This window comes from Luteibacter sp. TLI7-4A, assembly GCF_056754745.1.
On record NZ_JBPGWO010000001.1, the window covers coordinates 446,945 to 467,518 of the forward strand.

The window sequence follows — 20,574 nt, forward strand, 5'->3', positions numbered from 1 at the left end:
ACGGAAACGGCGACTCCGGGGTTCAGGACGGTTTTTGCTTGGTCCCGAAGATCTTGTCGCCGGCATCGCCGAGCCCGGGGAGGATGTAGCCCAGTTCGTTCAGGCGCTCGTCGATCGAGGCCACGTAGATCTCGATGTCGGGATGGGCGGCCTCGATGCGCTTCAGCCCTTCCGGCGCCGCGACCAGGAACAGGCCCTTGATCTTCCGTGCGCCGGCGGCCTTCAACATGTCGACGGTCGCGACCAGGGTGCCCGCGGTGGCGAGCATGGGATCGACGATGATCGCGGTACGTTCGTCCATGCCCCCGCTGAGCTTCTCGTAGTAGGCGACGGGTTCCAGCGTTTCCTCGTCGCGCTGCAGGCCGACCACGCTGACCTTCGCGGCGGGAATCATTTCCAGGACACCCGTGAGCATGCCGAGGCCGGCACGCAGGATGGGCACGATGGTGACCTTCTTGCCCTTGATGTGGGTGACCTCGACCGGGCCCGCCCAGCCTTCAATGGTCTTGCACTCCGTCTCCATGTCCGCCGTGGCCTCGTAGGTCAGCAGCGCCGCGACCTCGGAGGCTAGCTCACGGAATTCCTTCGTGCTGATCCCGGCGCGGCGCATGAGGCCGAGCTTGTGCTGGATGAGGGGATGGCGGACTTCGACGATTTTCATGGGGGCGCGGATTCGGCGGCGATGATGCGGGAATTGTCGCATGGGCGGTGCCGGGCGCCTTCGAAGCATCGCCGACAGGGTCGGCTCCCACCAGAGCCGGTTGCTACACTCTGGTGGAAACCCATGCCCTGGTAGGACCTCCGCCCTGGTAAGACTTCTGCCCTGGTGGGAGCCGACCTTGTCGGCGATCCCGCGGCAGCGGGCCAGGTCGAGGCAAGCACCCATCGCCGCTGAAGCGGCTCCCACAGATGAAGTAGTCCCCACAGTTGAAGTGGCCCCACAGTTGAAGTGGCCCCACAGTTGAAGTGGCCCCAGAGTTGAAGCGGCTCCCACAGTTGAAGTGGCTCCCACCCATCCGTGCCCTGGTGGGAGCCGACCTTGTCGGCGATCCCGCGGCAGCGGGCCAGTCCGCCTCGGCCTGCTCAGCCCTTCAGGCAGGTGCTCATGTACGCCTTGCGCTCATCGCCCTTCAGGCTCTTCGCGGAGGCGTCCTTGTTGCAGGATTTCATCTTGTCCTGCTGCGTGGTCTTGGCCGGCGCTTCGCCTTTCAGGCAGCTGCTCATGAACGTCTTGCGCTCGTCGCCCTTCTTGCCGGCGGCCTGCGAATTGCACGTACTCATGCGCTGCTGTTGCGGCGTGAGGTCCTTCTTGGCGGGTGCTTGCTGCGGCGCGGCGACCGCGCCGGCAGCGAAAGCGAGGAGGGAGGCTACGGCGAAGACACGAATCTGCGTACGCATGGCGAACCCCAACGTGACGCCGGCAATCCGGCGGGTGGAGCTTACGCCGGTCAGGCCGCCTTCGTCGACGAGGCCGAGCGGCGCGGGCCTTCCTTCAATGCGTGGCGGATCTCGTCCACGATGAGGTCGACCTCGGCGCTCGTCACGCGGAAGTGCGGGGTGAAGCGCAGCGAGTTCGCGCCGCCGTGGATCACGCCGATGCCGCGCTCGCGCATGTATTCCTCGGTGGAACCCTCGCCATAGCACTTGAACTCCGACGCCAGCTCGCAGGAGAACAGCAGCCCCGTACCTTGCACCTTGGTGATCAGGCCGCCAAGCTCGCCCTTCAGCGCTTCGACCTTGCGGACGAATTCCTGGCCGCGTTCGCGGATATTGCGGCGGACCTCGTCGGTGAGTTCCTGCAACGTCGCCACCGCGACGTCGAGCGCGCGCGGATTCGCGGTCATCGTGTTGCCGTAGATGCCCTTGCGGTACAGGCCCGCCACGCGATCGGTCACGGCGAGCACGGAAAGGGGGTATTGGCCGGCGTTGAGCGCCTTGGAGAAGGTCTCCATGTCCGGCGCTTCCAGGGACTCGAAGCCTGGATAGTCCACGATCGACAAGACGCCGTGCGCGCGCAAACCCGCCTGGATCGAATCGACCAGCAGCAAGGTGCCGTGTTCGCGCGTGAGTTCGCGCGCGGCGGCGTAGAACTCCGGCGTGAGCGCGCGGCCCGGGTCGCCTTCACCCATCACCGGCTCGAGGAACATCGCTTCGATGAACCAGCCCTGGCGGTCCGCTTCGGCGAACGCGGCCTTCAGCTGGGCCACGTTGTACGGCTCGACCGTGATCAGGCTGTCCTCGTTGCGGAAGCTCGCCAGGTGTTGCTGGTAGTTCCGGCGTGACGAATCCGAATAGAGGGCGGGGCGTTCGGTGCGGCCATGGAAGGCGCCCTTCACGGCCAGCCGCTTGATCGTGCGTGCCGCATGGCGTGCGCCCGGGTCCGTCATCAGGCGCGCGTTGACGTCGGCGATGCGCGCCGCCAGCGTGACCGATTCCGACCCGGAGTTGAGGTACATGAAGTGCGAATAAGGGCTGCCATCACGTGTCCGGCCCAGCTCCTTGAACAAGGCGTTGGACAAGCGCCATTGCGAGACGTTGGCCGTCATGACGTTGGCCATCACTTGCGGACGCGACATGGCCTCGACGATGTGCTCGGGATTGTGGCCGAAGCCGAGCATGCCGTAGCCGCCGTTGTCGTGCAGCACGGCGCCCTTCAGCGTCACGATCCATGGCCCGCGCGCGGCGGCCGGCACATAGGGGTTCACGCCGTCGTCGGGATAGAAGTTGACCAGGGACGACTGCACGCGCTGGATCTGTTCGGCCTCGTCCAGACGGAGCAGGTCGCCGAACTCGGCGCGCAAGGCCTGGTGATAGGCCACGGCGTCTTCGATGGCGCGAACGAGGGAAGGGTCGATCGCGGCGAAACGCTCGATCGTTTCATCCGGCAGGCCACGCGTGCGCGGCGTGCCGCCGAAGTCGCGCATCGCGCGCAGAAGATCGATGACGCCCATAACCCACTCCTCGACTGGTGACGCGGCCCGGTTTCGATCCAATCCCTAAGGCGCCGCTAAGTATCTATATGTAAAGGGATTATTCGGCCAGCATAGCATGCGGGTTTTGGCCGTGTAACCCCCGGGTGACGGTTGTCACATCCGCACAATGACGCAAGCGACTGCCGCCAAGGACTTGCGCGGGATTATGTTGCGACGCAAGGGAGGGCACATGAACAACGACACTCGCATCGCACGCCTCGAACACGTTGGAAAACGCTATGGCGCGGTCGTCGCGCTCGACGGGATCGACCTGGATATCCACCGCGGCGAACTGCTGGCCCTGTTGGGCCCGAACGGCGCCGGCAAGAGCACATGCATCGGCCTGCTGCTGGGTCTGCATCGCGCCGACAGTGGCAGCGTGACGCTGTTCGGCGAAGATCCGCAGGATATCGGTCCGCGCCGGCGTATCGGCGTGATGTTGCAGGCCGCGAACCTGCCGGCGACGTTGAAGGTGGGCGAACTGCTTCGCCTGACGGCGAGCTATTACCCCGACCCGCGGCCGCTGGCCGAATGCGCGGCCCTTGCCGGGGTGGCCGACCTGCTCGGCCGGCGCTATGGCGCCCTCTCGGGCGGCCAGCAACGACGCGTCCAGTTCGCCATGGCGATGGCCGGGCGTCCGGAAATACTCTTCCTCGACGAGCCGACGGTCGGCATGGATATCACGGCGCGGCAGTCGCTATGGACGGGCATCCGGCAACTCGTGGCCGGCGGCTGCGCGGTGGTGCTGACGACACATTACCTGGAGGAAGCCGAGGCGCTCGCGGACCGCGTCTGCGTGATCGCGAAGGGCAAGGTCGTTTCCGAAGGCAGCGTGGACGCGCTCCGTGCGCGCGTGGCGTTGCGGCGAATTCGCTGCCTGACCTCGCTCGATCCGGGCATCGTGGCGGGATGGCCGGATGTCGCGTCGGTCGAGGCACGGCAGGACCGCCTGGCGATCGCGACCACCCACGCGGAGGTGGTCGTAAGGCGCCTGCTGCACGCCGATCCCTCGCTGTCGGATCTGGAAGTGCAGCGCGCCGGCCTCGCGGAAGCTTTTACCGAAATCGCCCGCGACGCCGATGCCGCACAGGAGGCCGCATGACCGCCATCGACACCGCCGGCACCGTGGTTGCCATGACGCCGGCACGTCTCCTCGGCGCATACGTGCAGGAGGCGAAAGCCGAGTGCCTGCGCTATCTGCGCAACCCGGGATTCCTGCTGCCGACCTTGCTGTTCCCATCGGTGTTCTACGTGATGTTCGGCATCTTCCTCGGCCATGCCAATAGCGCGGATGCACCGCGCTACCTGCTGGCCTCGTATGGCACCTTTGGCGTCATGGCGCCGGGCCTGTTCGGCTTCGGGGTGTCGCTGGCGCTGGAACGCGACAGCGGCTTGCTTACGCTGAAGCGCGCCTTGCCGATGCCACCCGGCGCGTACCTGCTGGGCAAGATGTGCATGGCCTTGCTCGTGGCCGCGATCGTCGCTTCGATCCTGCTGTGCCTGGCGATTTTCGTGGCCGGTGCCGCGTTGCCGCCTTCCCGCGCCGCCGGGTTCTTCGGCGTCGAAGTGCTCGGTTCCCTGCCGTTCTCCGCGATGGGCCTGCTGCTGGGCACGCTGGTAAAAGGGCAGGGCGCGCCCGGCGTGGTCAATCTCATCTACCTGCCGATGGCTTTCCTCTCCGGCCTGTGGATTCCGCTGCCGGTCATGCCGCCCTTCCTTCAGTCCATCGCACCGCTATGGCCGGCATACCATCTGGACCGGCTGGCGCTTTCGGCGGTGGGCCTGGGCGACGGCGGCGACGCCGTGCACGTGGTCGTCCTGGCCGGCTTCACGATCGCCTTCGTGGCCATCGCGGCGCGTCGCTTGCGCCGTCACGGTTGAAGTAGCATGGGCGCACGCCTTTCCACGGACACTCCCATGGTTCCCTCGTGGTTCCAGCCAACGCCGGATTCGCTCTGGAACCGCTACCGCGACAAGCCGAGGCTGCGCATCGGCAGCCTGTTCCACCTCGTGTGGACCGTGTACGTCTTCGGCGATCTCGTCTTCGCCGAAAAGCTCGGTCCGTACTGGATCCCGGCGACCGCCATCACGTTTCCCCTGTTCCTGATCCTTTACGGCCTGAGCTACGTGCGTCCGGTACGCGAGGCGAGGTTGTACGCGATCGCCGTCGCCCTGATGGGATATGCCACGCTCAAGTTCAACACCAGCGGCGGCGCCTGCTATGTGATCTACGCCTGCGCGATGATGGGCTTCGACGGGGTGCCCAGGCGATGCTTCATGGGCATCGCGGCGGTCATCGCCGGCTTCATGGCCACGGCATGGTTTCTGCTGTCGTGGCCGTTCGCGGTCATGGCGACCCTGTCGTTCATCGCCTTGTCGGTCGGTTCGGTCAACGTCATCTATCGCTTCAACGCGCAACGCGACGCCGAACTGAAACTGTCGCACGACGAGGTCCGCCGGCTGGCCGCGGCGGCGGAACGCGAGCGTATCGGACGCGACCTGCACGACCTGCTCGGCCATACGCTGTCGTTGATCACGTTGAAGCTGGAGTTGTCGCGCCGCCTGCTCGACCGCGACGCCGCCGCGGCACGACGTGAAATGGAGGAAGCCGAGCAGGTGGCACGCGACGCGCTGGCGGAAGTGCGTTCGGCCGTGACCGGCATCCGCGCCTCGGGCGTCGTCGCCGAACTGGCGGCGGCGCGGCTGCTGCTCAACACCGCCATGATCGACTTCATCTACACCAGCGAGATGCCCGTGCTTCCCGCGCGCGTGGACGCGGAACTCGCCCTCGTCCTGCGTGAGGCCGTGACCAACATCCATCGTCATGCCGGCGCGTCGTGCGCGGAAGTGACGGTGGCCATGGACACGCGCGCCTGCACGATGACCGTCAAGGACAACGGGCGGGGCGTGGACGGTGGCGAAGGCAATGGCATCTGCGGCATGCGCGAGCGCGTGCGCGTGCTGGGCGGCACGCTTGTCTTCGAGTCGAGCCGCCAGAAGGGCACCGTCCTCCGGATCGAGGTGCCGTTGACGCCGGCAGACCGTCTCCTGTCGCATGCGAGTGCCGGCGCGCCGGTGGCCTTGCCCCTGGCGGGACCGGGCAGGATGGCCTCGTGATGCGTATTCCCCCGCCGCGTCCGGATTCCCTGCTCGGCGGCCTGCGCTCGCCGGTGTACCTGCGCTGGCAGGCGGGCTTGCAGGTGTTCTGGCTCATCGCCCTGATCCAGGCACCGCTCGCCGTGAAGGGCTTCGACTGGACCTGGTTCGGCCCGACCATCGCCTCGATCCCGGTCTATCTCGTCTGTTACGTGGCGGTGTTCGTGGCGCCGTTGTCGCGCCTGCCGTTCCATGCCGGCGCCATCGTGGCGCTCGGCTTCGTCCTGTGGGCGGTGAATCCGGTATCGCTCGGCTACGTCGTGATCGGCGTGACCTTGCTCGCCTATGCCCGGCGGGCGAGGGTGTGGCTGCTCGGCGTGGCGATCGCGACGTTGCTCACGCTGGGCTGGGTCTACGCTTTCCATGTGCCGATGGTGCATGTGCTGGTCGTGTTCGGTGTCGGCCTCATGGCCGGTTTCAGTAACTATCTCTACGTACGCGGCGCGCGGCGCGACGCCGAGCTGCGCCTGTCGCAAACGGAAGTGCGCCGGCTGGCGACGCTGGCCGAGCGCGAGCGCATCGGCCGCGACCTGCACGACCTCCTCGGCCATACGTTGTCGCTCATCACGTTGAAGTCGGAACTGGCGAAGCGCCTGGCCCTGGCCGATCCCGCACGAGCACAGCAGGAGATGGAGGAAGTGGAGCGGGTGGCGCGGCATACGCTTGCCGAGGTGCGTAGCGCGGTCACGGGCCTGCGCGCCGGCGATCTCGCCAGCGAGCTCGTATCGGCGCGGCTCATGCTGGAGGCGTCCGGCATCGCCTTGAGCGTCGAATTGCCCGACGGCCTCGATTTGCCCGAGCAGACGGAGGCGTCGCTGGCGCTCGTATTACGCGAGGCCATCACCAACATCCATCGTCATTCGCGTGCCACCGAGGCACGCGTGATCATCACCCGGAACGGACAGGAATTCTCGATGCGTATCGTGGACAACGGCTGCGGCGGCCTCGCCGCGCATGGCAACGGCGTTTCCGGCATGCGCGAGCGCGTGCGCCAGATTGGCGGGCGCCTCGCCATCGACTCGCCGGCGAAGCAGGGAACGGCACTTGAGATCGGCATCCCGGCACATGCCCGGCAGGCGGGAGGTTTCGCATGATCCGCGTGCTGCTCGCCGAGGATCAGGCCATGGTTCGCGGCGCGTTGACCGCGCTGCTCAGCCTGGAATCGGACATCGAAGTGCTTGGCTCCGCCGCCGATGGCGAATCCGCGTGGCGCGAACTCCAGCGGCTCAAGCCCGACGTCCTGGTGACGGATATCGAGATGCCGGGGCTCACCGGCCTGGAGATCGCCCAGCGGGTTCGCCGGCACGAGTTGCCGGTAAAGGTCATCATCGTCACCACCTTCGCCCGGCCCGGTTTCCTGCGCCGTGCGCTGGATGCGGGCGTGGGCGGCTACCTGTTGAAGGACGCGCCCGCCGAGAACCTGGCCGAGGCCTTGCGGACCGTGCATCGCGGCGGCCGCGCCATCGATCCGCAGCTGGCGCTGGAGGCATGGTCGGATGCCGATCCGCTCAACGACCGCGAACGGCAGGTGCTCCGCCTGGCCGGTGAAGGACAGTCCGCCAGCGAGATCGGCGCCCAGTTGAACCTGTCGCACGGCACGATCCGCAACTATCTGTCCGAGGCGATCGGCAAGCTGGGCGCGGCCAACCGGATCGAGGCATATCGCCTGGCCCGGCAGAAGGGCTGGCTCTAGGGGGCGCTGGCGGCCATCCGATGGGCGATAATCCCCCATCCGCCGCTCCGCCCCGGTTGTTTCCGTGAAAAAATCCGACTTCGACTTCGATCTTCCGCCCGAACTCATCGCGCAGGCCCCGTTGGTCCGGCGCTCGGGCAGCCGGTTGCTGGTGATCGACGTCGCGGCGCACACGAAGAAGGACCGCAAGTTCGCCGAGCTGCCGGAGATGCTCCAGCCCGGCGACCTGCTGGTGTTCAACGACACCCGCGTCCTCCCGGCCCGCCTCTATGGACGAAAGGAATCCGGTGGCGCGGTCGAGATCCTCATCGAACGGGTCACCGGGTCGCACGAGGCGAGGGCGCAGCTGGGCGTCAGCAAGAAGCCGAAGGAGGGGGGACGCATCGAACTCGCCGACGGCAGCATGGTGACCGTCCTCGGTCGCGACGGTGAATTCTTCCTGCTGCGCTTCGAAAGCGACGAACCGCTGGAGCGCCTTCTCTCGCGCCTGGGAGAGATGCCCCTGCCGCCTTACATCGAACGTGGGGCCGACGAGGTGGACGCCGAGCGCTACCAGACCGTGTTCGCGCGCGAGCCGGGCGCCGTGGCGGCACCGACCGCGGGCCTGCATTTCGACGAAGACCTGCTCGCAAAGCTGCGGGCGCGCGGCGTGGAAATGGGCTACGTCACCCTGCACGTGGGAGCGGGCACGTTCCAGCCGATGCGCGCGGAAGACGTTCGCGACCACGTGATGCATCGCGAATGGTTGAACGTGGGCGCGGGGCTCGTCGAGAAGATCCGCGCGACCCGTGCCGCGGGCCATCGCGTCGTGGCCGTGGGCACCACCGTCGTGCGCGCGCTGGAAAGCGCCACCGTCGAAGGCGTGCTGCGCCCATTCGCCGGCGAGACGCAGATCTTCATCTTCCCTGGCTACAAGATCACCAGCGTCGACGCGTTGATCACCAACTTCCATCTGCCGCAATCGACCCTGCTGATGCTGGTCTCGGCGCTGGCGGGCAAGGAGGTGATCCTGGACGCCTACCGCTACGCGGTGCTGCAGCGTTACCGGTTCTTCTCCTACGGCGACGCCATGCTGATCATGCCGCCAAGGCCCGCCTGACGCGTCACGGCTGGCCCGGTGCCCCGTGCGACAGGTCGATCGAGATATCGGCCGCCGCGGCCACCAGCAAGCGCGCGGTGGCCTTCATGTCGATCTTCGCGCCGCGGCGTTCGATGAAGGGCACGGTCAGTGCGCAGACGGCGTGGTTGCCTTCGATGATCGGGGCGGAAAGGTCGGTCACGCCATCCACCACTTCGCTGGGTATGGTGGCGAGGCCGGCGCCGCGGACTTCCTTGATGGTGTTCTCGATCCGCGCGCGCTTCAGGCCGGGCTCGTGATCGAGCATCGTGCGGAACCAGCGCTCACGGGTGTCGTCGGTCTGCCAGGCCAGGAGGACATAGCCCGACGCGGAATGCGATATCGGGCGGCGGTGTCCCACGCGGACCACGAGGCCGGTTTCGCCGGGCGGGTCGACGCGCGCGATCACCACGATCTGTTCCTGCGAAGGCACCACGAGGTGACAGGACTGGTCGATCTCGTCGGCGAGGCGGTGCATCACCGGCATGGCCGTTTCCACGAGGTTCCTTACCGGCGGCTGCTCCATGCCGAGGCGGAACAGGCGTGGCGTGAGCGAATAGGAACCTTCGCCATCGGGCCGGGAGATATAGTCCCTCTCTTCGAGCACCTGGAGCATGCGGAAAATCTCGCCGCGGGAACGGCCGACGCCGTCGGAGATCTCGGCGATGGAAAGGGGCTGCGTCGCCTTGGCGAGCAACTCCAGGATGTCGAGGCCCTTGTCGAGGGCGGGGGCGCGATACTTCGGCGAATCTGTGGGCATGGCATTCCGTGGCGGTGACGAAGACGGCTGGACGAGTCTAGCTTGCCCCATGCGCGGCGGCGCACACACGGCGGCCGACGACTATGTTGCAGCGCAGCTTGTTATGCAGGTGAATTATAAGTTCATATTTGCACAATGGGGCCGGCCACGGTAGAGGAGACACGCATGCAACTGCACACGCCGTTGGAGGTGCCCGCCATGCGCGTGCCCTCTCGCGCTCCATGGTTTCCGCTGGCGTTGATCGTCAGCCTGTTCTTTCTCTGGGGCGTGGCGAACAACCTCAACGACGTGCTCGTCGCGCAGTTCAAGAAGGCGTTCACCCTCTCGGATTTCCAGGCCGGCCTCGTCCAGAGTGCTTTCTACCTCGGATATTTCCTCGTCGCCATACCCGCGGGCGTTTTCATGCGCCGCTACGGCTACAAGGCGGCAGTGGTGTTCGGCCTGCTGCTCTACGGCGCGGGCGCCTTGCTGTTCTGGCCCGCCGCGGCCACGGCGACGTATGCCACCTTCCTCGTCGGCCTGTTCGTGATCGCGGCGGGGCTGGCTTTCCTGGAGACCTCGGCCAATCCGTATGTCACCTTGCTGGGGCCGCGCGAGTCGGCGGCGTCGCGGCTGAACCTGGCGCAGGCGTTCAATCCCCTCGGCTCGATCACCGGCGTATTGATCGGCCAGCATTTCATCTTCACCGGCGTGGAGCGTTCGCCCGCGGAACTCGCGGCGATGGACGCGGTGGCGCGCACGGCCTACATGAAGAGCGAGGCGGCGGCGGTACAGATGCCGTACCTGGTCATCGGCCTCGGCGTGATCGCGTGGGCCGTCATCATCGCCGTGACGCGCTTTCCGCGCACGGCATCGACCGAGGATGGAGGCGCGTTGGTGGAGCGGGGCGTGCTCGGCCGTCTCCTGCGCGACGGCCGGTTCATGTCGGCGGTGGCGGCGCAGTTCTTCTACGTGGGCGCCCAGGTCGCCGTCTTCAGCTACATGATCCGCTATGCGCAGGCGACGATGCCGGGGACGGCGGACAAGGCCGCCGCCAATTTCATCACGGCGGGCTTGCTGTGTTTCATGGCCGGCCGTTTCGCCGGCGCCGCGTTGATGAAGTACCTGCGTCCGGCGCGCGTGCTGAGTACCTTCGCGCTGGTCAACATCGCCCTGGCGACGACCGCGGCCTTCGTCCCCGGCAGCATCGGCATCTATGCGCTGGTGGCGTCGAGCTTCTTCATGTCGATCATGTATCCGACCATCTTCGCCCTCGGCGTCGAAGGGCGCGGTGACACCGAGCGCAAGTTCGGCGCCTCGCTGCTGGTGATGTCGATCGTCGGCGGCGCGGTGGTCACCGCGGCGATGGGCGCGACCTCCGACCGCTTCGGCATCGCCCACGCGATGCTGGTGCCGATGCTCTGCTTCGTGGCGATCTTCCTCTTCGCCTGGCGGCGCTCGCGGGGACACGCGGAGGCCATCGCATGACATGGCAATGCCTCGCGCTCGACCTGCGCGACGACCCGGCGGCGATCGCCGAATACGAGCGTTGGCACCAGGCGGAATTCATCTGGCCGGAAGTGGTTCGCTCGATCCGCGATGCGGGTATCCAGGACATGCGCATCTTCCGCACCGGGAACCGCTTGACGATGCTGATGCGCGTGGGGCCGGAGTTCGATGCCGGGGCCAAGGCGGCGGCCGACGCGGCGAGCGAACGGGTGCAGGCGTGGGAGGCGTTGATGTCCACCTTCCAGCAGCCGCTGCCCTGGGCGGAAGCGGGGCAGAAGTGGGTGTCGATGCGGCAGATCTTCAACCTGGCCGATTGCGGGTGATCACCCGTGCCAGAGGATGTCCGGCGACACCTTCGCCGCGTCTAGCGTTCCCGTCAGCGCCATCGTCACGCTCAGTTCCCTGCGAATCAGCTCGATCGCCTGGGTGACGCCGGTTTCACCGCCCGCGCCGAGCCCGTAGAGGAAGGCCTTGCCGATCAGTCCTGCGCGGGCGCCCAGGGCGAGCGCCTTGAGCAGGTCCTGTCCACTCGTGATGCCACTGTCGAGCAAGACCTCGGTGCCGCCAGCGGCCGCCTCCACGATGGATGGCAGGACGTCGATGCTGGCCGGTGCGCCGTCCAGCTGGCGCCCGCCGTGGTTGGACACGACGATGGCGTCCACGCCATGGGCGACGGCCTGGCGTGCGTCCTCGGCGTCGAGGATGCCCTTGAGGATGAGTTTCCCGGGCCAGAGATCGCGAATCCAGTTCAGGTCGTCCCAGTTCAATGTCGGATCGAACTGGCTGGCGATCCATTGGGCCAGCGTGGTCAGGCTGTCCGCGCCCTGGATGTGCCCGTCGAGGTTGCCGAACGACCGGCTCGGCGCACGCAACACGTTCCACGCCCAGCGCGGCTTGCTCGCGATGTCGAACAGGTTGCGCAGGGTGATCTTCGGCGGCACGGACAAGCCGTTCTTGATCTCGCGGTGGCGCTGGCCCTGCACGGTCAGGTCGACGGTGAGCATCAAGGCCGAACACTCGGCGGCGCGCGCGCGGCGAATCAGTTCGCGGGTGAAGCCGCGGTCGCGCATCACGTAGACCTGGAACCAGAACGGCGCGTCCGTGGCGGCGCGCACCTGTTCGATGGAACAGATCGACATCGTGCTGAGGCAGAAGGGTATGCCGGCCTTCGCGGCGGCACGGGCGCCGTGGATCTCGCCGCTGCCGTGTTGCAACCCGGTGAGGCCGGTCGGCGCGATGGCCAGCGGCATGCTCAGTGGCTGGCCCACCACCGTGGTGGCGAGCGAGCGGTTGTCCACGTCGCGCATCACGCGCTGGCGGAAGCGCAGGCGCTCGAACGCGCTTCGGTTCCCGCGAAGCGTCGATTCGTCGTAGGCGCCGCGATCCGCGTACTCGAAGAACGCCCGGGGTACGCGGCGCCTGGCGAGGTCACGCAAGTCGGCGATGTTGGTGACCGGCCTCCTCATGTGTTCAGCCGTCCACGGTCAGCGACAGTTCGCGCCATACGAGTCCGTCGGGAAACAGGTGGTCGTCGACGGATGCCGGGTGCATCTGGGCGGAAAAGCCCGGGGCGGTCGGCGCCATGTACCGGCCACGCACGATCCGGACGGGATCGACGAAGTGCTCGTGCAGGTGGTCCACGTACTCGATGGCGCGGTCTTCCTTCTTGCCCGTGATCGCCACGAAGTCGGCCATGGCCAGGTGCTGCACGAGTTCACACAGCCCTACGCCGCCGGCATGGGGGAACACGCGCACGCCGAAATGCGCCGCCAACAGCAGGATGGCGAGGTTCTCGTTCACGCCACCGACGCGTGCCGCGTCGATCTGGATGAGATCGACCGCGCCCGCTTGCAGGAACTGCTTGAACATCACGCGGTTCTGCCCGTGTTCGCCGGTGGAGATGGGCGTGGGTGCGACGGCGCGACGGATGGCGGCGTGGCCGAGCACATCGTCGGGGCTGGTCGGTTCCTCCACCCAGGCGAGGCCCACGTTCTCCAGTGGTTTCAACCATTCGATGGCCGTGTTCACGTCCCAGCGCTGGTTGGCGTCGACGGCGATGGCGATGTCCGGGCCCACGGTGGCACGTGCCAGCCTGCAGCGGCGTATGTCGTCCTCCAGGCGAAGGCCGACCTTGAGCTTGATGGTGCGGAAGCCATCCTGCACGGCCTGTCGCGCAAGCCGAAGCATCTTTTCGTCGGAATAGCCGAGCCAGCCGGGGGAGGTGGTGTAGGCGGGATACCCTTCCGTTTCCAGTTGCGCGATGCGCGCCTGCTTGTGTGGCTCGGCTTCACGCAGGATGGCCAGCGCCTGTGCGGGTGTCAGCGCATCGGTCAGGTAGCGGAAGTCGATCTGCGCGACCAGTTGCTCGGGCGTCATGTCGGCGATGAAGCGCCACAGCGGCTTGCCGGCGCGGCGCGAGGCGAGATCCCAGGCGGCATTGATGACCGCGCCGATGGCCATGTGCATCACGCCCTTCTCGGGACCGAGCCAGCGTAGTTGCGAGTCGCCATTGAGTTCGCGCGCGAAGTCGCCGAGGCGGTCGACGATGTCCTCGATGGGGCGGCCGACCACCATGTGCTCCAGCGCCGCGAGGGCGGCGGTCTGCACGTCGTTGCCGCGCCCGATCGTGAACACGAGCCCGTAGCCGGAGAGGCCGTCCGGGCTATCGGTGCGGAGGATCACATAGGCCGCCGAGTAATCCGGGTCCGGATTCATCGCGTCTGAGCCGTCGTGGTCGAGCGAGGTCGGGAAGCGGACATCGAACGTGTCCAGCGCCGTAATTTTCACCATGCGATCCGGCCTCCTTAGCCGGCGACGTATCGATCCGTAACGATGGAATTCAGGACTGGCGGCTGGAATGCGCCACGACATCCTGGCGTTGGCGGCCGAGCCCTTCGATGCCCAGCTCGATGACGTCGCCGGGCTTCAGGTAGGTAGGGGGCTTGAGTCCGAGCCCGACGCCGGCCGGCGTGCCCGTGCTGATGACGTCGCCTGGCATCAGGGTCATGTAGCGGCTGATGTAGCTCACCAGCTGCGCCACGCCGAACACCATCGTTCGCGTATTGCCGTTCTGGTAGCGGTGGCCGTTGACTTCTAGCCAGAGCGACAGGTTCTGTGGATCGGCCACCTCGTCGCGCGTGACCAGCCAGGGGCCGATGGGACCGAAGGTGTCGCAGCTCTTGCCCTTCACCCATTGGCCGCCGTGCTCGAGCTGGAACTCGCGTTCGGAGAGGTCGTTGATGACGGCATAGCCGGCGACATGCGCCATCGCGTCGTCGATCCGCACGTCCCGGGTCACCTCGCCGATGATGACGCCCAGCTCCACTTCCCAGTCGGTCTTCACCGAACCGCGCGGGATCACCACGGTGTCGTTGGGCCCGCCGATGGCGGAAGTCGCCTTCATGAAGAGGACGGGCTGTTCGGGCACCGGCGCGTTGGTCTCGGCGGCGTGGTCGGCGTAGTTCATGCCGACGCAGATCATCTTGCCGATGCCGCTTACCGGCGTACCCAGGCGCGGCTCGCCGTGCACGATGGGAAGGGTCGCGGGGTCGATGGCGGCAAGGCGGCGCAAGCCCGCGTTGCCGAGCACGTCGCCGGCGATGTCGGCGACCACGCCGGAGAGATCGCGCAGTTGGCCGCTATCGTCGACGAGGCCGGGTGTTTCCTTGCCGGGCGCGCCGAAACGGACGAGTTTCATCGGGTGCGTTCCTCAGTTCGACCAGCCACCGTCCACGACGTGGACGGTGCCGGTGGTGAATGACGATTCGTCGGAGGCCAGGTAGACGGCCAGCGCGGCGATTTCGCGCGGCTCGCCCAGCCGGCCCATCGGCTGGCGATCGGTGAAACCCCGCCATGCGGCTTCTTCGTCGCCGCCGAGCGCACGTACGCGCGCCGCCAGGGAAGGTGTCTTCACGGTGCCGGGACAGATGGCGTTGCAGCGCACGCCACGCGCCACGTAATCGGCGGCGATGGACCGGGTGAGGCCGATGACGGCGGCCTTGGTGCTGCCATAAGCGAAGCGGTTCGGTACGCCCTTGATGCTGGAGGCGACCGAGGACATGTTCACGATGCTGCCGATGCCACGTTCCAGCATGCCGGGTAGTACGGCCCGGCACGTGTGGAACATGCCGTCGACGTTGATCGCGAAGGACCGGCGCCATGCGTCGTCGTCGGTGTCGAGGAGGGTGCCCGCATGCACGTAGCCCGCGCAGTTGAACAGGATGTCGATCACTCCCGCATCGGCGACGACGCCGGCGATCGCCGCCGCGTCTGTCACGTCGAGCCTTCGCGTCGTCACGTTCGGATGTTCGGCGGCGAGGCTGGCCAGTTGTGCTTCGTCGATGTCGGTCGCCAGTACCGTCGCGCCTTCCGCGGCGAAGGCGAGGGCGGTGGCGCGGCCGATGCCCGCACCGGCCGCGGTGACCAGCGCACGCTTGCCCGCCAGGCGGCCGCTCATGCCGGCTTCCCGCGACGGATGGATGCGATGGACAGGAAGGATCGCGTCATGCTGGTTTCCTCGATGCGGAGTAGAGGGTTAGCGCGTTACCGCCGAATACCGCGCCCACCGCGGTGGGCGCGTGGCGACGGACGAGTTCGCCGGCGCGGGTTTTCCAGGCGTCGTAGGTGGCATGCGTCGTCAGCACCGGCCAATCGCTACCCCAGACCAGGCGTTCCGCGCCGAACGTCCCGAACAGGTGGGCGACGTAACGTTCCAGTGCGGAGGGATCGGTCGACGGATCGGCGAGCGTGAGCAAGCCCGACAACTTGCAGTAGACATCGGGCATCTGCGCAAGGCGCGCGATGGCGCCGGCCCATTCGGCGAACTCGCCGGCGGCGATGTCCGGCTTTGCGGCGTGGTCGATCACGGTCCGCAGGCCTGTATGTTTCCCGAGCCGCCCGTAGAGCGCGCGCAGGTGCCGGCTATCGACCAGGGCGTCGAAGACGAGGCCGCGTTCGGCGATGAGGTCGAACGCGCTGTCGAGTGACGACGATGCCAGCCAATTCGTATCGGGAATGTCCTGCACCATGGGCCGGATGCCACGGAGCAGGCCGCCGCCATCGGCGATCAACTGGTCGAGACGGGTTTCGACATCGGGACTTTCCAGGTCGACCCATCCGACCACGCCGATGACACCGGGCATGTCGCGGGCAAGCTCGAAGAGGAAGCGCGTCTCGGCTTCGTCCGGCGCGGCCTGGACGAGGATGCAAGCGTCCGCGTTCCGGGGCAGGTCGCCCGGCAGGAAGGCGCGGCGCAGCGCCGCCGGCGCATGTGCCAGCCATGCATAATCGAGCCGCGAAGGGTCCCAGTAGTGGCGATGGGCGTCGACGATCACGGCGTGGGTACTCCGGCGTCGAGCAACCCTTCGTCGCGCAGCGCCTTCCATGCGGCCGAGGGGATCTCGGCACGCTGGCGGAGCAGCGCGGCATCGACTTCCGCGACGGAACGCAGGCCGCAGACGACGCTGACGACCGCCGGGTGGGCGAGGGGGAATTGCAGCGCGGCGGCGCCGACATCGGCACCGGTGCGCGCGCACGCGTCGTAGAACCGCTGCGCGCGTGCGAGCACGTCGGGCGTGGCGGGGGCGTAGTCGTAGGTCGCGCCAGGGCCATGGGTGCCACCGAGCAGCCCGGAGTTGTACGGACCGGCGACCAGGACGGATACGCCGTCGGCCTGGGCCCGCGCCATCACCGCCGTGCTGCCCGCCTGTTCGAACAACGTGTAGCGCCCGGCGAGCATGATCGCGTCGAGGGGAAAGCGCGGCATCACGTCCAGGCATACCGCTTCTTCGTTCACGCCGATGCCGATGGCGCCGACAAGGCCTTCCTCGCGCATGCGCGCCATTTCAGGCAGCGCCTCGTCCAGCGCCTGGGCCAGTACGAGGGGGTGGCGCTCGCCGTGCGTGAGCGCGCCGATATCGTGCAGGAAGAGGATGTCGATGCGGTCGGTGCGCAGACGGCGCAGGCTCGCTTCGAGGGCACGGCGCACGCCGTCGCGGCTGTAATCGAAGCGTGCGGCGAGGCCGTCCACGGCGAAGCCGTCGGCTTCGCCACGCCGGCCCGCGGCGTTTTCGATCACGCGGCCCACCTTCGTGGAAAGCGTGTAGCTCTCTCGCGAAACGCCGGCGAGCGCGTCGCCGATCCGCGTTTCGCTGAGCCCGAAGCCGTAATAGGGCGCGGTATCGAAGTGGCGGATGCCGCCGGTCCAGGCGTGGAGGATCGTCTGGCGCGCGGCTGCCTCGTCCACCTCGGTGTAGAGGTTGCCTACCGGAGCGCCGCCGAATGCCAGCCGGGACAACGGCCTTGGCCTGCGTCCTGGTGGTGCGGCGGGAGTCTGGCTCGCGTGCTGCGATGGCATGAATGCTCCTTGGCGCGACTGCGCAGGTATAAATACTACGTTTATATGTGAACTTGTCTAGAGCCCTGAACCATTTCAAGAAAATGTTGCAGTGCAACTTGAATCGGTTGAAACATATCTGAATACTGAGTTCGCCAGTGAACGGATCGCAAGAAGTTCTGCATCCGGAAAATGACAACGTTGTCGGCGTGGGGCCGTTCCGTTTCATTGCTGGATGCGAGGGGTAACGCCCGTGCCGTCGCCAACGGCGCGGTTCCACAAGACAAGCATGCGCTGCCCGGGCAGGGCGGAAGGCGTGTATCCGGAATACAGCGTTCGGGGAGATCATCCATGACCATCAGCAAGACCCTGTTGTGCGCGAGCATCCTCTGTGGACTGGCAACGGCCGCACACGCGCAGGACGCCACACCCGCCCCGGCGGATCCTCCGAAGACGGCGCAGCAGAAAGCCGCCGACAAGCGCGTGGAGGAATTGCAGGCGGTGACCGTCACCGGTTATCGCGGCAGCCTGGAGAAGGCGATCGACGTCAAGCGCAACGCCAATGCGGTCGTGGACGCGATCAGCGCGACCGACATCGGCAAGTTCCCGGACACGAATGCCGCCGAATCGCTCTCGCACCTGCCTGGCATCACGGTGGATCGCCAGTTCGGCGAAGGCGAGAAGATCAGCGTCAACGGCACCGACGCGGCGCTGAACCGCGTGCTGTTGAACGGCCAGACCATCGCCTCGGGCGACTGGGGCGGCAACCCGACGGATACCAGCGGCCGCACGTTCAATTATTCGCTGCTTTCGCCCGAGATCATCGGCCTGATGGAGGTCTACAAGTCGCCCGAGGCCCGCATCGACGAGGGCAGCATCGGTGGCACGGTCATCATCCATACGCGAAAGCCCCTCGACCTGCCGGCGAACACGCTGCGCGGCTCGCTCGGCTACAACTATAACGACCGTTCGGCAGAGGGTAATCCGCGGGCCTCGGCGCTGTGGAGCTGGAAGAACGCCGACAGCACGTTCGGTGTCCTCACCAGCGTGACCCACGACAAGGAGAACCTGTCCCGCGCGGGCATCGAGTTCTTCGGCTATACCACCGGCGCGAACATCACCGGCAACCCGAACGTCACGGGCGACCAGAACTACGCCAACGCGAAGATCCCGGTGGGCATCAACAGCGCCTATTTCCAGCAGACGCGCGAGCGCAACGGCTTGCAGTCGACCTTGCAGTGGCGCCCGGACGAGCACAACGAATTCAACCTGACCGGCCTGTACGTCAAGGGCAAGTACGACAACTTCAGCGAGTCGCGTTACGTCTGTCCCGGCTGCGGTGACCTCAACAAGTTGACCGACATCAACGTCGCCAACGGCTACATCACCTCCGGCACGGTGTCCTCCACCACGGGGAACGGGCAACCGTACGCCGAACTGGATGCGAACTACCGCAAGACCGAGGTCTCGACCAAGAGCATCAACCTGCGCCACGACTTCAACGGCGACGCCTGGGTGTTCACCAGCCAGGTCGGCTATACCAGCGCCAGCGGCGGCAAGGACCCCGAATACCTCATGAAGTACCTACTCCAGAACGGCGGGTACAACTTCGGATACGACGGGCGCAACACCAGCGTGGGCTACCAGAACGGTTCGGCGGCCAACTGGGGGCTGGTCGGTTCACCGGCGGGTTCGCCCCCGGGCGACACCTCGCTGCCGGGCCAGAACCAGGCCGGCGGCATCTACTACGAGACGACGACGGATCGCGAGCGCTATGCGCAGTTCGATGCCTCGCGCGACCTGGAATGGGGCCCGATCAACCAGATCCAGATGGGCGTGAAGTACACCAACCACTTCAACGGCACGCAATCGCGCGGCAACCGCATCAACACCACCGACCCCATTTCGCTGACGGATTTCGATCCGGGTTCGACCCCCGGTGGCCTGTTCGATGGCCTGCACGCCAGTGGCGACCTCACCGACTGGCCGACGGCCAGCCAGAGCAGCGTCGTCAATTACCTGAAGTCGCAGCCGCAGGGACCGTACACCCTGAACTACCCGTCGATGTTCGGCGTGTCCGAGGTCACCAAGGACGCGTACGTGCAGATGAACTACCAGTCCGGCAGCTGGCGCGGCAATGTCGGCGTGCGTTACGTCGATACGAAGGACACGTCGAACTACTACGTCAACAGCGATGGCGGCACCTACAGCCGCGTGTCGACCAGCACGCATTACTACAAGCCGCTGCCGTCGGTGAACGTGGCCTATGACCTCGACGAGGACAAGGTCCTGCGCCTGTCCGTGGCGAAAGTGATCGCCCGTCCGCGCTACAGCGACCTGGCCGGCGCCACGTCGCTCAACGGCGCGGCCACGGGCAACTTCACGGCCAGCGCGGGCAATCCGGACCTCAAGCCCTACCAGTCGACCAACTTCGACCTGTCGGCGGAGTGGTATTTCGCGCCGGCCAGCCTGCTGTCGGTCGAGGGTTTCGTGCGCAAGATCGACAGTTACATCGTCACCACGACGTCCGAACGCGCATTGACCGATCCGACCACCGGCCAGACCAACGTGTATTCGGTGACCTCGCCGATCAACGCGTCCAACGCGAAGGTGTCCGGCCTCTCCCTGATCTACCAGCAGGACCTCGGCCACGGCTTCGGCATCCAGACCAACTACACGTACAGCAAGGCCACCACGCAGACCCAGACCAACGGCGACAAGCTGAACCTGCCGTACCTGTCGAAAAACACGATCAACATCATCCCGTACTACGAGCACGGGCCGTGGTCGGCGCGCATCAACTACAGCCGTCGCTCGCCGTACTTCACCCAGGTGGGACGACTCAACTCCAACGTGTTTTCCGATGCCTACAAGGAGCTCGACCTGAGCGCGTCGTACCAGATCACGCCATGGGCCGGCATCACGCTCAGCGCGACGAACCTGCTGGATTCGACGTACTACCAGTACGCCGATATCAAGTACGCTCCCATCGGTGAGTACAAGAGTGGACGCACGTACTCGATGACCTTGAACTTCAAGCTTTAGCGCGCACCG

Annotated in this window: 19 protein-coding genes; 9 read left to right on the forward strand and 10 right to left on the reverse strand. The window is 66.5% G+C overall.

The window, feature by feature from the left end:
- Positions 1 to 22: 22 nt before the first annotated feature.
- The 3 genes from upp to ACR9Y6_RS02040 all read right to left on the reverse strand — a co-directional run bounded on the left by upp (position 23) and on the right by ACR9Y6_RS02040 (position 2,951).
- Positions 23 to 661 (reverse strand): uracil phosphoribosyltransferase, encoded by a 639-nt coding sequence (gene upp, locus ACR9Y6_RS02030; protein ID WP_481279762.1) that lies wholly within the window; start codon positions 659 to 661, stop codon positions 23 to 25.
- Positions 662 to 1,083: 422 nt separating this feature from the next.
- Positions 1,084 to 1,398: a PsiF family protein gene (locus tag ACR9Y6_RS02035; protein ID WP_481279763.1), complete on the reverse strand. Its 315-nt coding sequence runs from the start codon at positions 1,396 to 1,398 to the stop codon at positions 1,084 to 1,086.
- A gap of 50 nt (positions 1,399 to 1,448) precedes the next feature.
- Positions 1,449 to 2,951 (reverse strand): aminotransferase class III-fold pyridoxal phosphate-dependent enzyme, encoded by a 1,503-nt coding sequence (locus tag ACR9Y6_RS02040; RefSeq protein ID WP_481279764.1) that lies wholly within the window; start codon positions 2,949 to 2,951, stop codon positions 1,449 to 1,451.
- Positions 2,952 to 3,162: 211 nt separating this feature from the next.
- On the opposite strand from ACR9Y6_RS02040, the gene ACR9Y6_RS02045 reads away from it, so the two are divergent.
- From ACR9Y6_RS02045 to queA, 6 genes are all read left to right on the forward strand, one after another.
- On the forward strand, positions 3,163 to 4,074 hold the full coding sequence (locus ACR9Y6_RS02045) for an ABC transporter ATP-binding protein (protein WP_481279765.1): 912 nt from the start codon (positions 3,163 to 3,165) through the stop codon (positions 4,072 to 4,074).
- The gene (locus tag ACR9Y6_RS02050; protein WP_481279766.1) at positions 4,071 to 4,853 is read left to right on the forward strand and encodes an ABC transporter permease; all 783 of its coding nucleotides are present in this window, start codon (positions 4,071 to 4,073) and stop codon (positions 4,851 to 4,853) included. Before ACR9Y6_RS02045 ends, ACR9Y6_RS02050 begins: the two co-directional genes overlap by 4 nt.
- 36 nt (positions 4,854 to 4,889) lie before the next feature.
- Complete coding sequence (locus ACR9Y6_RS02055; RefSeq protein WP_481279767.1) at positions 4,890 to 6,089, forward strand: sensor histidine kinase; 1,200 nt, start codon at positions 4,890 to 4,892, stop codon at positions 6,087 to 6,089.
- On the forward strand, positions 6,089 to 7,222 hold the full coding sequence (locus ACR9Y6_RS02060; protein ID WP_481282675.1) for a sensor histidine kinase: 1,134 nt from the start codon (positions 6,089 to 6,091) through the stop codon (positions 7,220 to 7,222). The genes ACR9Y6_RS02055 and ACR9Y6_RS02060 overlap by 1 nt, the downstream gene beginning before the upstream one ends.
- Positions 7,219 to 7,821 (forward strand): response regulator transcription factor, encoded by a 603-nt coding sequence (locus ACR9Y6_RS02065; RefSeq protein ID WP_306850354.1) that lies wholly within the window; start codon positions 7,219 to 7,221, stop codon positions 7,819 to 7,821. Before ACR9Y6_RS02060 ends, ACR9Y6_RS02065 begins: the two co-directional genes overlap by 4 nt.
- A gap of 64 nt (positions 7,822 to 7,885) precedes the next feature.
- The gene (queA, locus tag ACR9Y6_RS02070; protein WP_481279768.1) at positions 7,886 to 8,920 is read left to right on the forward strand and encodes a tRNA preQ1(34) S-adenosylmethionine ribosyltransferase-isomerase QueA; all 1,035 of its coding nucleotides are present in this window, start codon (positions 7,886 to 7,888) and stop codon (positions 8,918 to 8,920) included.
- A gap of 4 nt (positions 8,921 to 8,924) precedes the next feature.
- Here queA and ACR9Y6_RS02075 read toward each other — a convergent pair whose 3' ends face one another.
- Entirely contained in the window at positions 8,925 to 9,698 is a 774-nt protein-coding gene (locus ACR9Y6_RS02075) for an IclR family transcriptional regulator (protein WP_481279769.1), read from the reverse strand.
- A 165-nt stretch (positions 9,699 to 9,863) separates the two neighbouring features.
- Here ACR9Y6_RS02075 and fucP point away from each other — a divergent pair, with 165 nt between their 5' ends.
- On the forward strand, positions 9,864 to 11,165 hold the full coding sequence (fucP, locus tag ACR9Y6_RS02080; RefSeq protein WP_481279770.1) for an L-fucose:H+ symporter permease: 1,302 nt from the start codon (positions 9,864 to 9,866) through the stop codon (positions 11,163 to 11,165).
- Entirely contained in the window at positions 11,162 to 11,509 is a 348-nt protein-coding gene (locus ACR9Y6_RS02085) for an L-rhamnose mutarotase (protein ID WP_481279771.1), read from the forward strand. Before fucP ends, ACR9Y6_RS02085 begins: the two co-directional genes overlap by 4 nt.
- On the opposite strand, the gene ACR9Y6_RS02090 is transcribed toward ACR9Y6_RS02085, so the two are convergent.
- The 6 genes from ACR9Y6_RS02090 to ACR9Y6_RS02115 are packed head-to-tail and all read right to left on the reverse strand — an operon-like array spanning position 11,510 to position 17,541.
- Entirely contained in the window at positions 11,510 to 12,652 is a 1,143-nt protein-coding gene (locus ACR9Y6_RS02090) for an alpha-hydroxy acid oxidase (RefSeq protein WP_481279772.1), read from the reverse strand.
- 4 nt (positions 12,653 to 12,656) lie between these two features.
- The gene (locus ACR9Y6_RS02095) at positions 12,657 to 13,976 is read right to left on the reverse strand and encodes an L-fuconate dehydratase (RefSeq protein WP_481279773.1); all 1,320 of its coding nucleotides are present in this window, start codon (positions 13,974 to 13,976) and stop codon (positions 12,657 to 12,659) included.
- Between the two features lie 49 nt (positions 13,977 to 14,025).
- Positions 14,026 to 14,883, reverse strand: coding sequence for a fumarylacetoacetate hydrolase family protein (locus tag ACR9Y6_RS02100; protein ID WP_481279774.1), 858 nt, complete (start codon positions 14,881 to 14,883; stop codon positions 14,026 to 14,028).
- A gap of 12 nt (positions 14,884 to 14,895) precedes the next feature.
- Positions 14,896 to 15,642 carry an SDR family oxidoreductase gene (locus tag ACR9Y6_RS02105; RefSeq protein WP_481279775.1) on the reverse strand — a complete coding sequence of 249 codons (747 nt, stop codon included), beginning with the start codon at positions 15,640 to 15,642 and terminating at the stop codon, positions 14,896 to 14,898.
- 46 nt (positions 15,643 to 15,688) lie between these two features.
- Positions 15,689 to 16,519, reverse strand: coding sequence for an amidohydrolase family protein (locus ACR9Y6_RS02110; protein WP_481279776.1), 831 nt, complete (start codon positions 16,517 to 16,519; stop codon positions 15,689 to 15,691).
- Positions 16,516 to 17,541 (reverse strand): aldo/keto reductase, encoded by a 1,026-nt coding sequence (locus ACR9Y6_RS02115; protein ID WP_481279777.1) that lies wholly within the window; start codon positions 17,539 to 17,541, stop codon positions 16,516 to 16,518. The genes ACR9Y6_RS02110 and ACR9Y6_RS02115 overlap by 4 nt, the downstream gene beginning before the upstream one ends.
- A 330-nt stretch (positions 17,542 to 17,871) precedes the next feature.
- Between ACR9Y6_RS02115 and ACR9Y6_RS02120 the strand changes: the two genes are divergently transcribed.
- On the forward strand, positions 17,872 to 20,565 hold the full coding sequence (locus tag ACR9Y6_RS02120; RefSeq protein ID WP_481279778.1) for a TonB-dependent receptor: 2,694 nt from the start codon (positions 17,872 to 17,874) through the stop codon (positions 20,563 to 20,565).
- Positions 20,566 to 20,574: the final 9 nt, after the last annotated feature.

Coding starts and splice junctions, on each gene's coding strand:
- ACR9Y6_RS02050 (WP_481279766.1), top strand. CDS start 4,071: ATGACCGCCATCGACACCGCCGGCACCGTGGTTGCCATGACGCCGGCA.
- ACR9Y6_RS02060 (WP_481282675.1), top strand. CDS start 6,089: ATGCGTATTCCCCCGCCGCGTCCGGATTCCCTGCTCGGCGGCCTGCGC.
- ACR9Y6_RS02100 (WP_481279774.1), bottom strand. CDS start 14,883: ATGAAACTCGTCCGTTTCGGCGCGCCCGGCAAGGAAACACCCGGCCTC.
- fucP (WP_481279770.1), top strand. CDS start 9,864: ATGCAACTGCACACGCCGTTGGAGGTGCCCGCCATGCGCGTGCCCTCT.
- ACR9Y6_RS02090 (WP_481279772.1), bottom strand. CDS start 12,652: ATGAGGAGGCCGGTCACCAACATCGCCGACTTGCGTGACCTCGCCAGG.
- ACR9Y6_RS02045 (WP_481279765.1), top strand. CDS start 3,163: ATGAACAACGACACTCGCATCGCACGCCTCGAACACGTTGGAAAACGC.
- ACR9Y6_RS02035 (WP_481279763.1), bottom strand. CDS start 1,398: ATGCGTACGCAGATTCGTGTCTTCGCCGTAGCCTCCCTCCTCGCTTTC.
- ACR9Y6_RS02040 (WP_481279764.1), bottom strand. CDS start 2,951: ATGGGCGTCATCGATCTTCTGCGCGCGATGCGCGACTTCGGCGGCACG.
- ACR9Y6_RS02085 (WP_481279771.1), top strand. CDS start 11,162: ATGACATGGCAATGCCTCGCGCTCGACCTGCGCGACGACCCGGCGGCG.
- ACR9Y6_RS02105 (WP_481279775.1), bottom strand. CDS start 15,642: ATGAGCGGCCGCCTGGCGGGCAAGCGTGCGCTGGTCACCGCGGCCGGT.
- upp (WP_481279762.1), bottom strand. CDS start 661: ATGAAAATCGTCGAAGTCCGCCATCCCCTCATCCAGCACAAGCTCGGC.
- ACR9Y6_RS02065 (WP_306850354.1), top strand. CDS start 7,219: ATGATCCGCGTGCTGCTCGCCGAGGATCAGGCCATGGTTCGCGGCGCG.
- ACR9Y6_RS02055 (WP_481279767.1), top strand. CDS start 4,890: ATGGTTCCCTCGTGGTTCCAGCCAACGCCGGATTCGCTCTGGAACCGC.
- ACR9Y6_RS02120 (WP_481279778.1), top strand. CDS start 17,872: ATGACCATCAGCAAGACCCTGTTGTGCGCGAGCATCCTCTGTGGACTG.
- ACR9Y6_RS02075 (WP_481279769.1), bottom strand. CDS start 9,698: ATGCCCACAGATTCGCCGAAGTATCGCGCCCCCGCCCTCGACAAGGGC.
- ACR9Y6_RS02095 (WP_481279773.1), bottom strand. CDS start 13,976: ATGGTGAAAATTACGGCGCTGGACACGTTCGATGTCCGCTTCCCGACC.
- ACR9Y6_RS02115 (WP_481279777.1), bottom strand. CDS start 17,541: ATGCCATCGCAGCACGCGAGCCAGACTCCCGCCGCACCACCAGGACGC.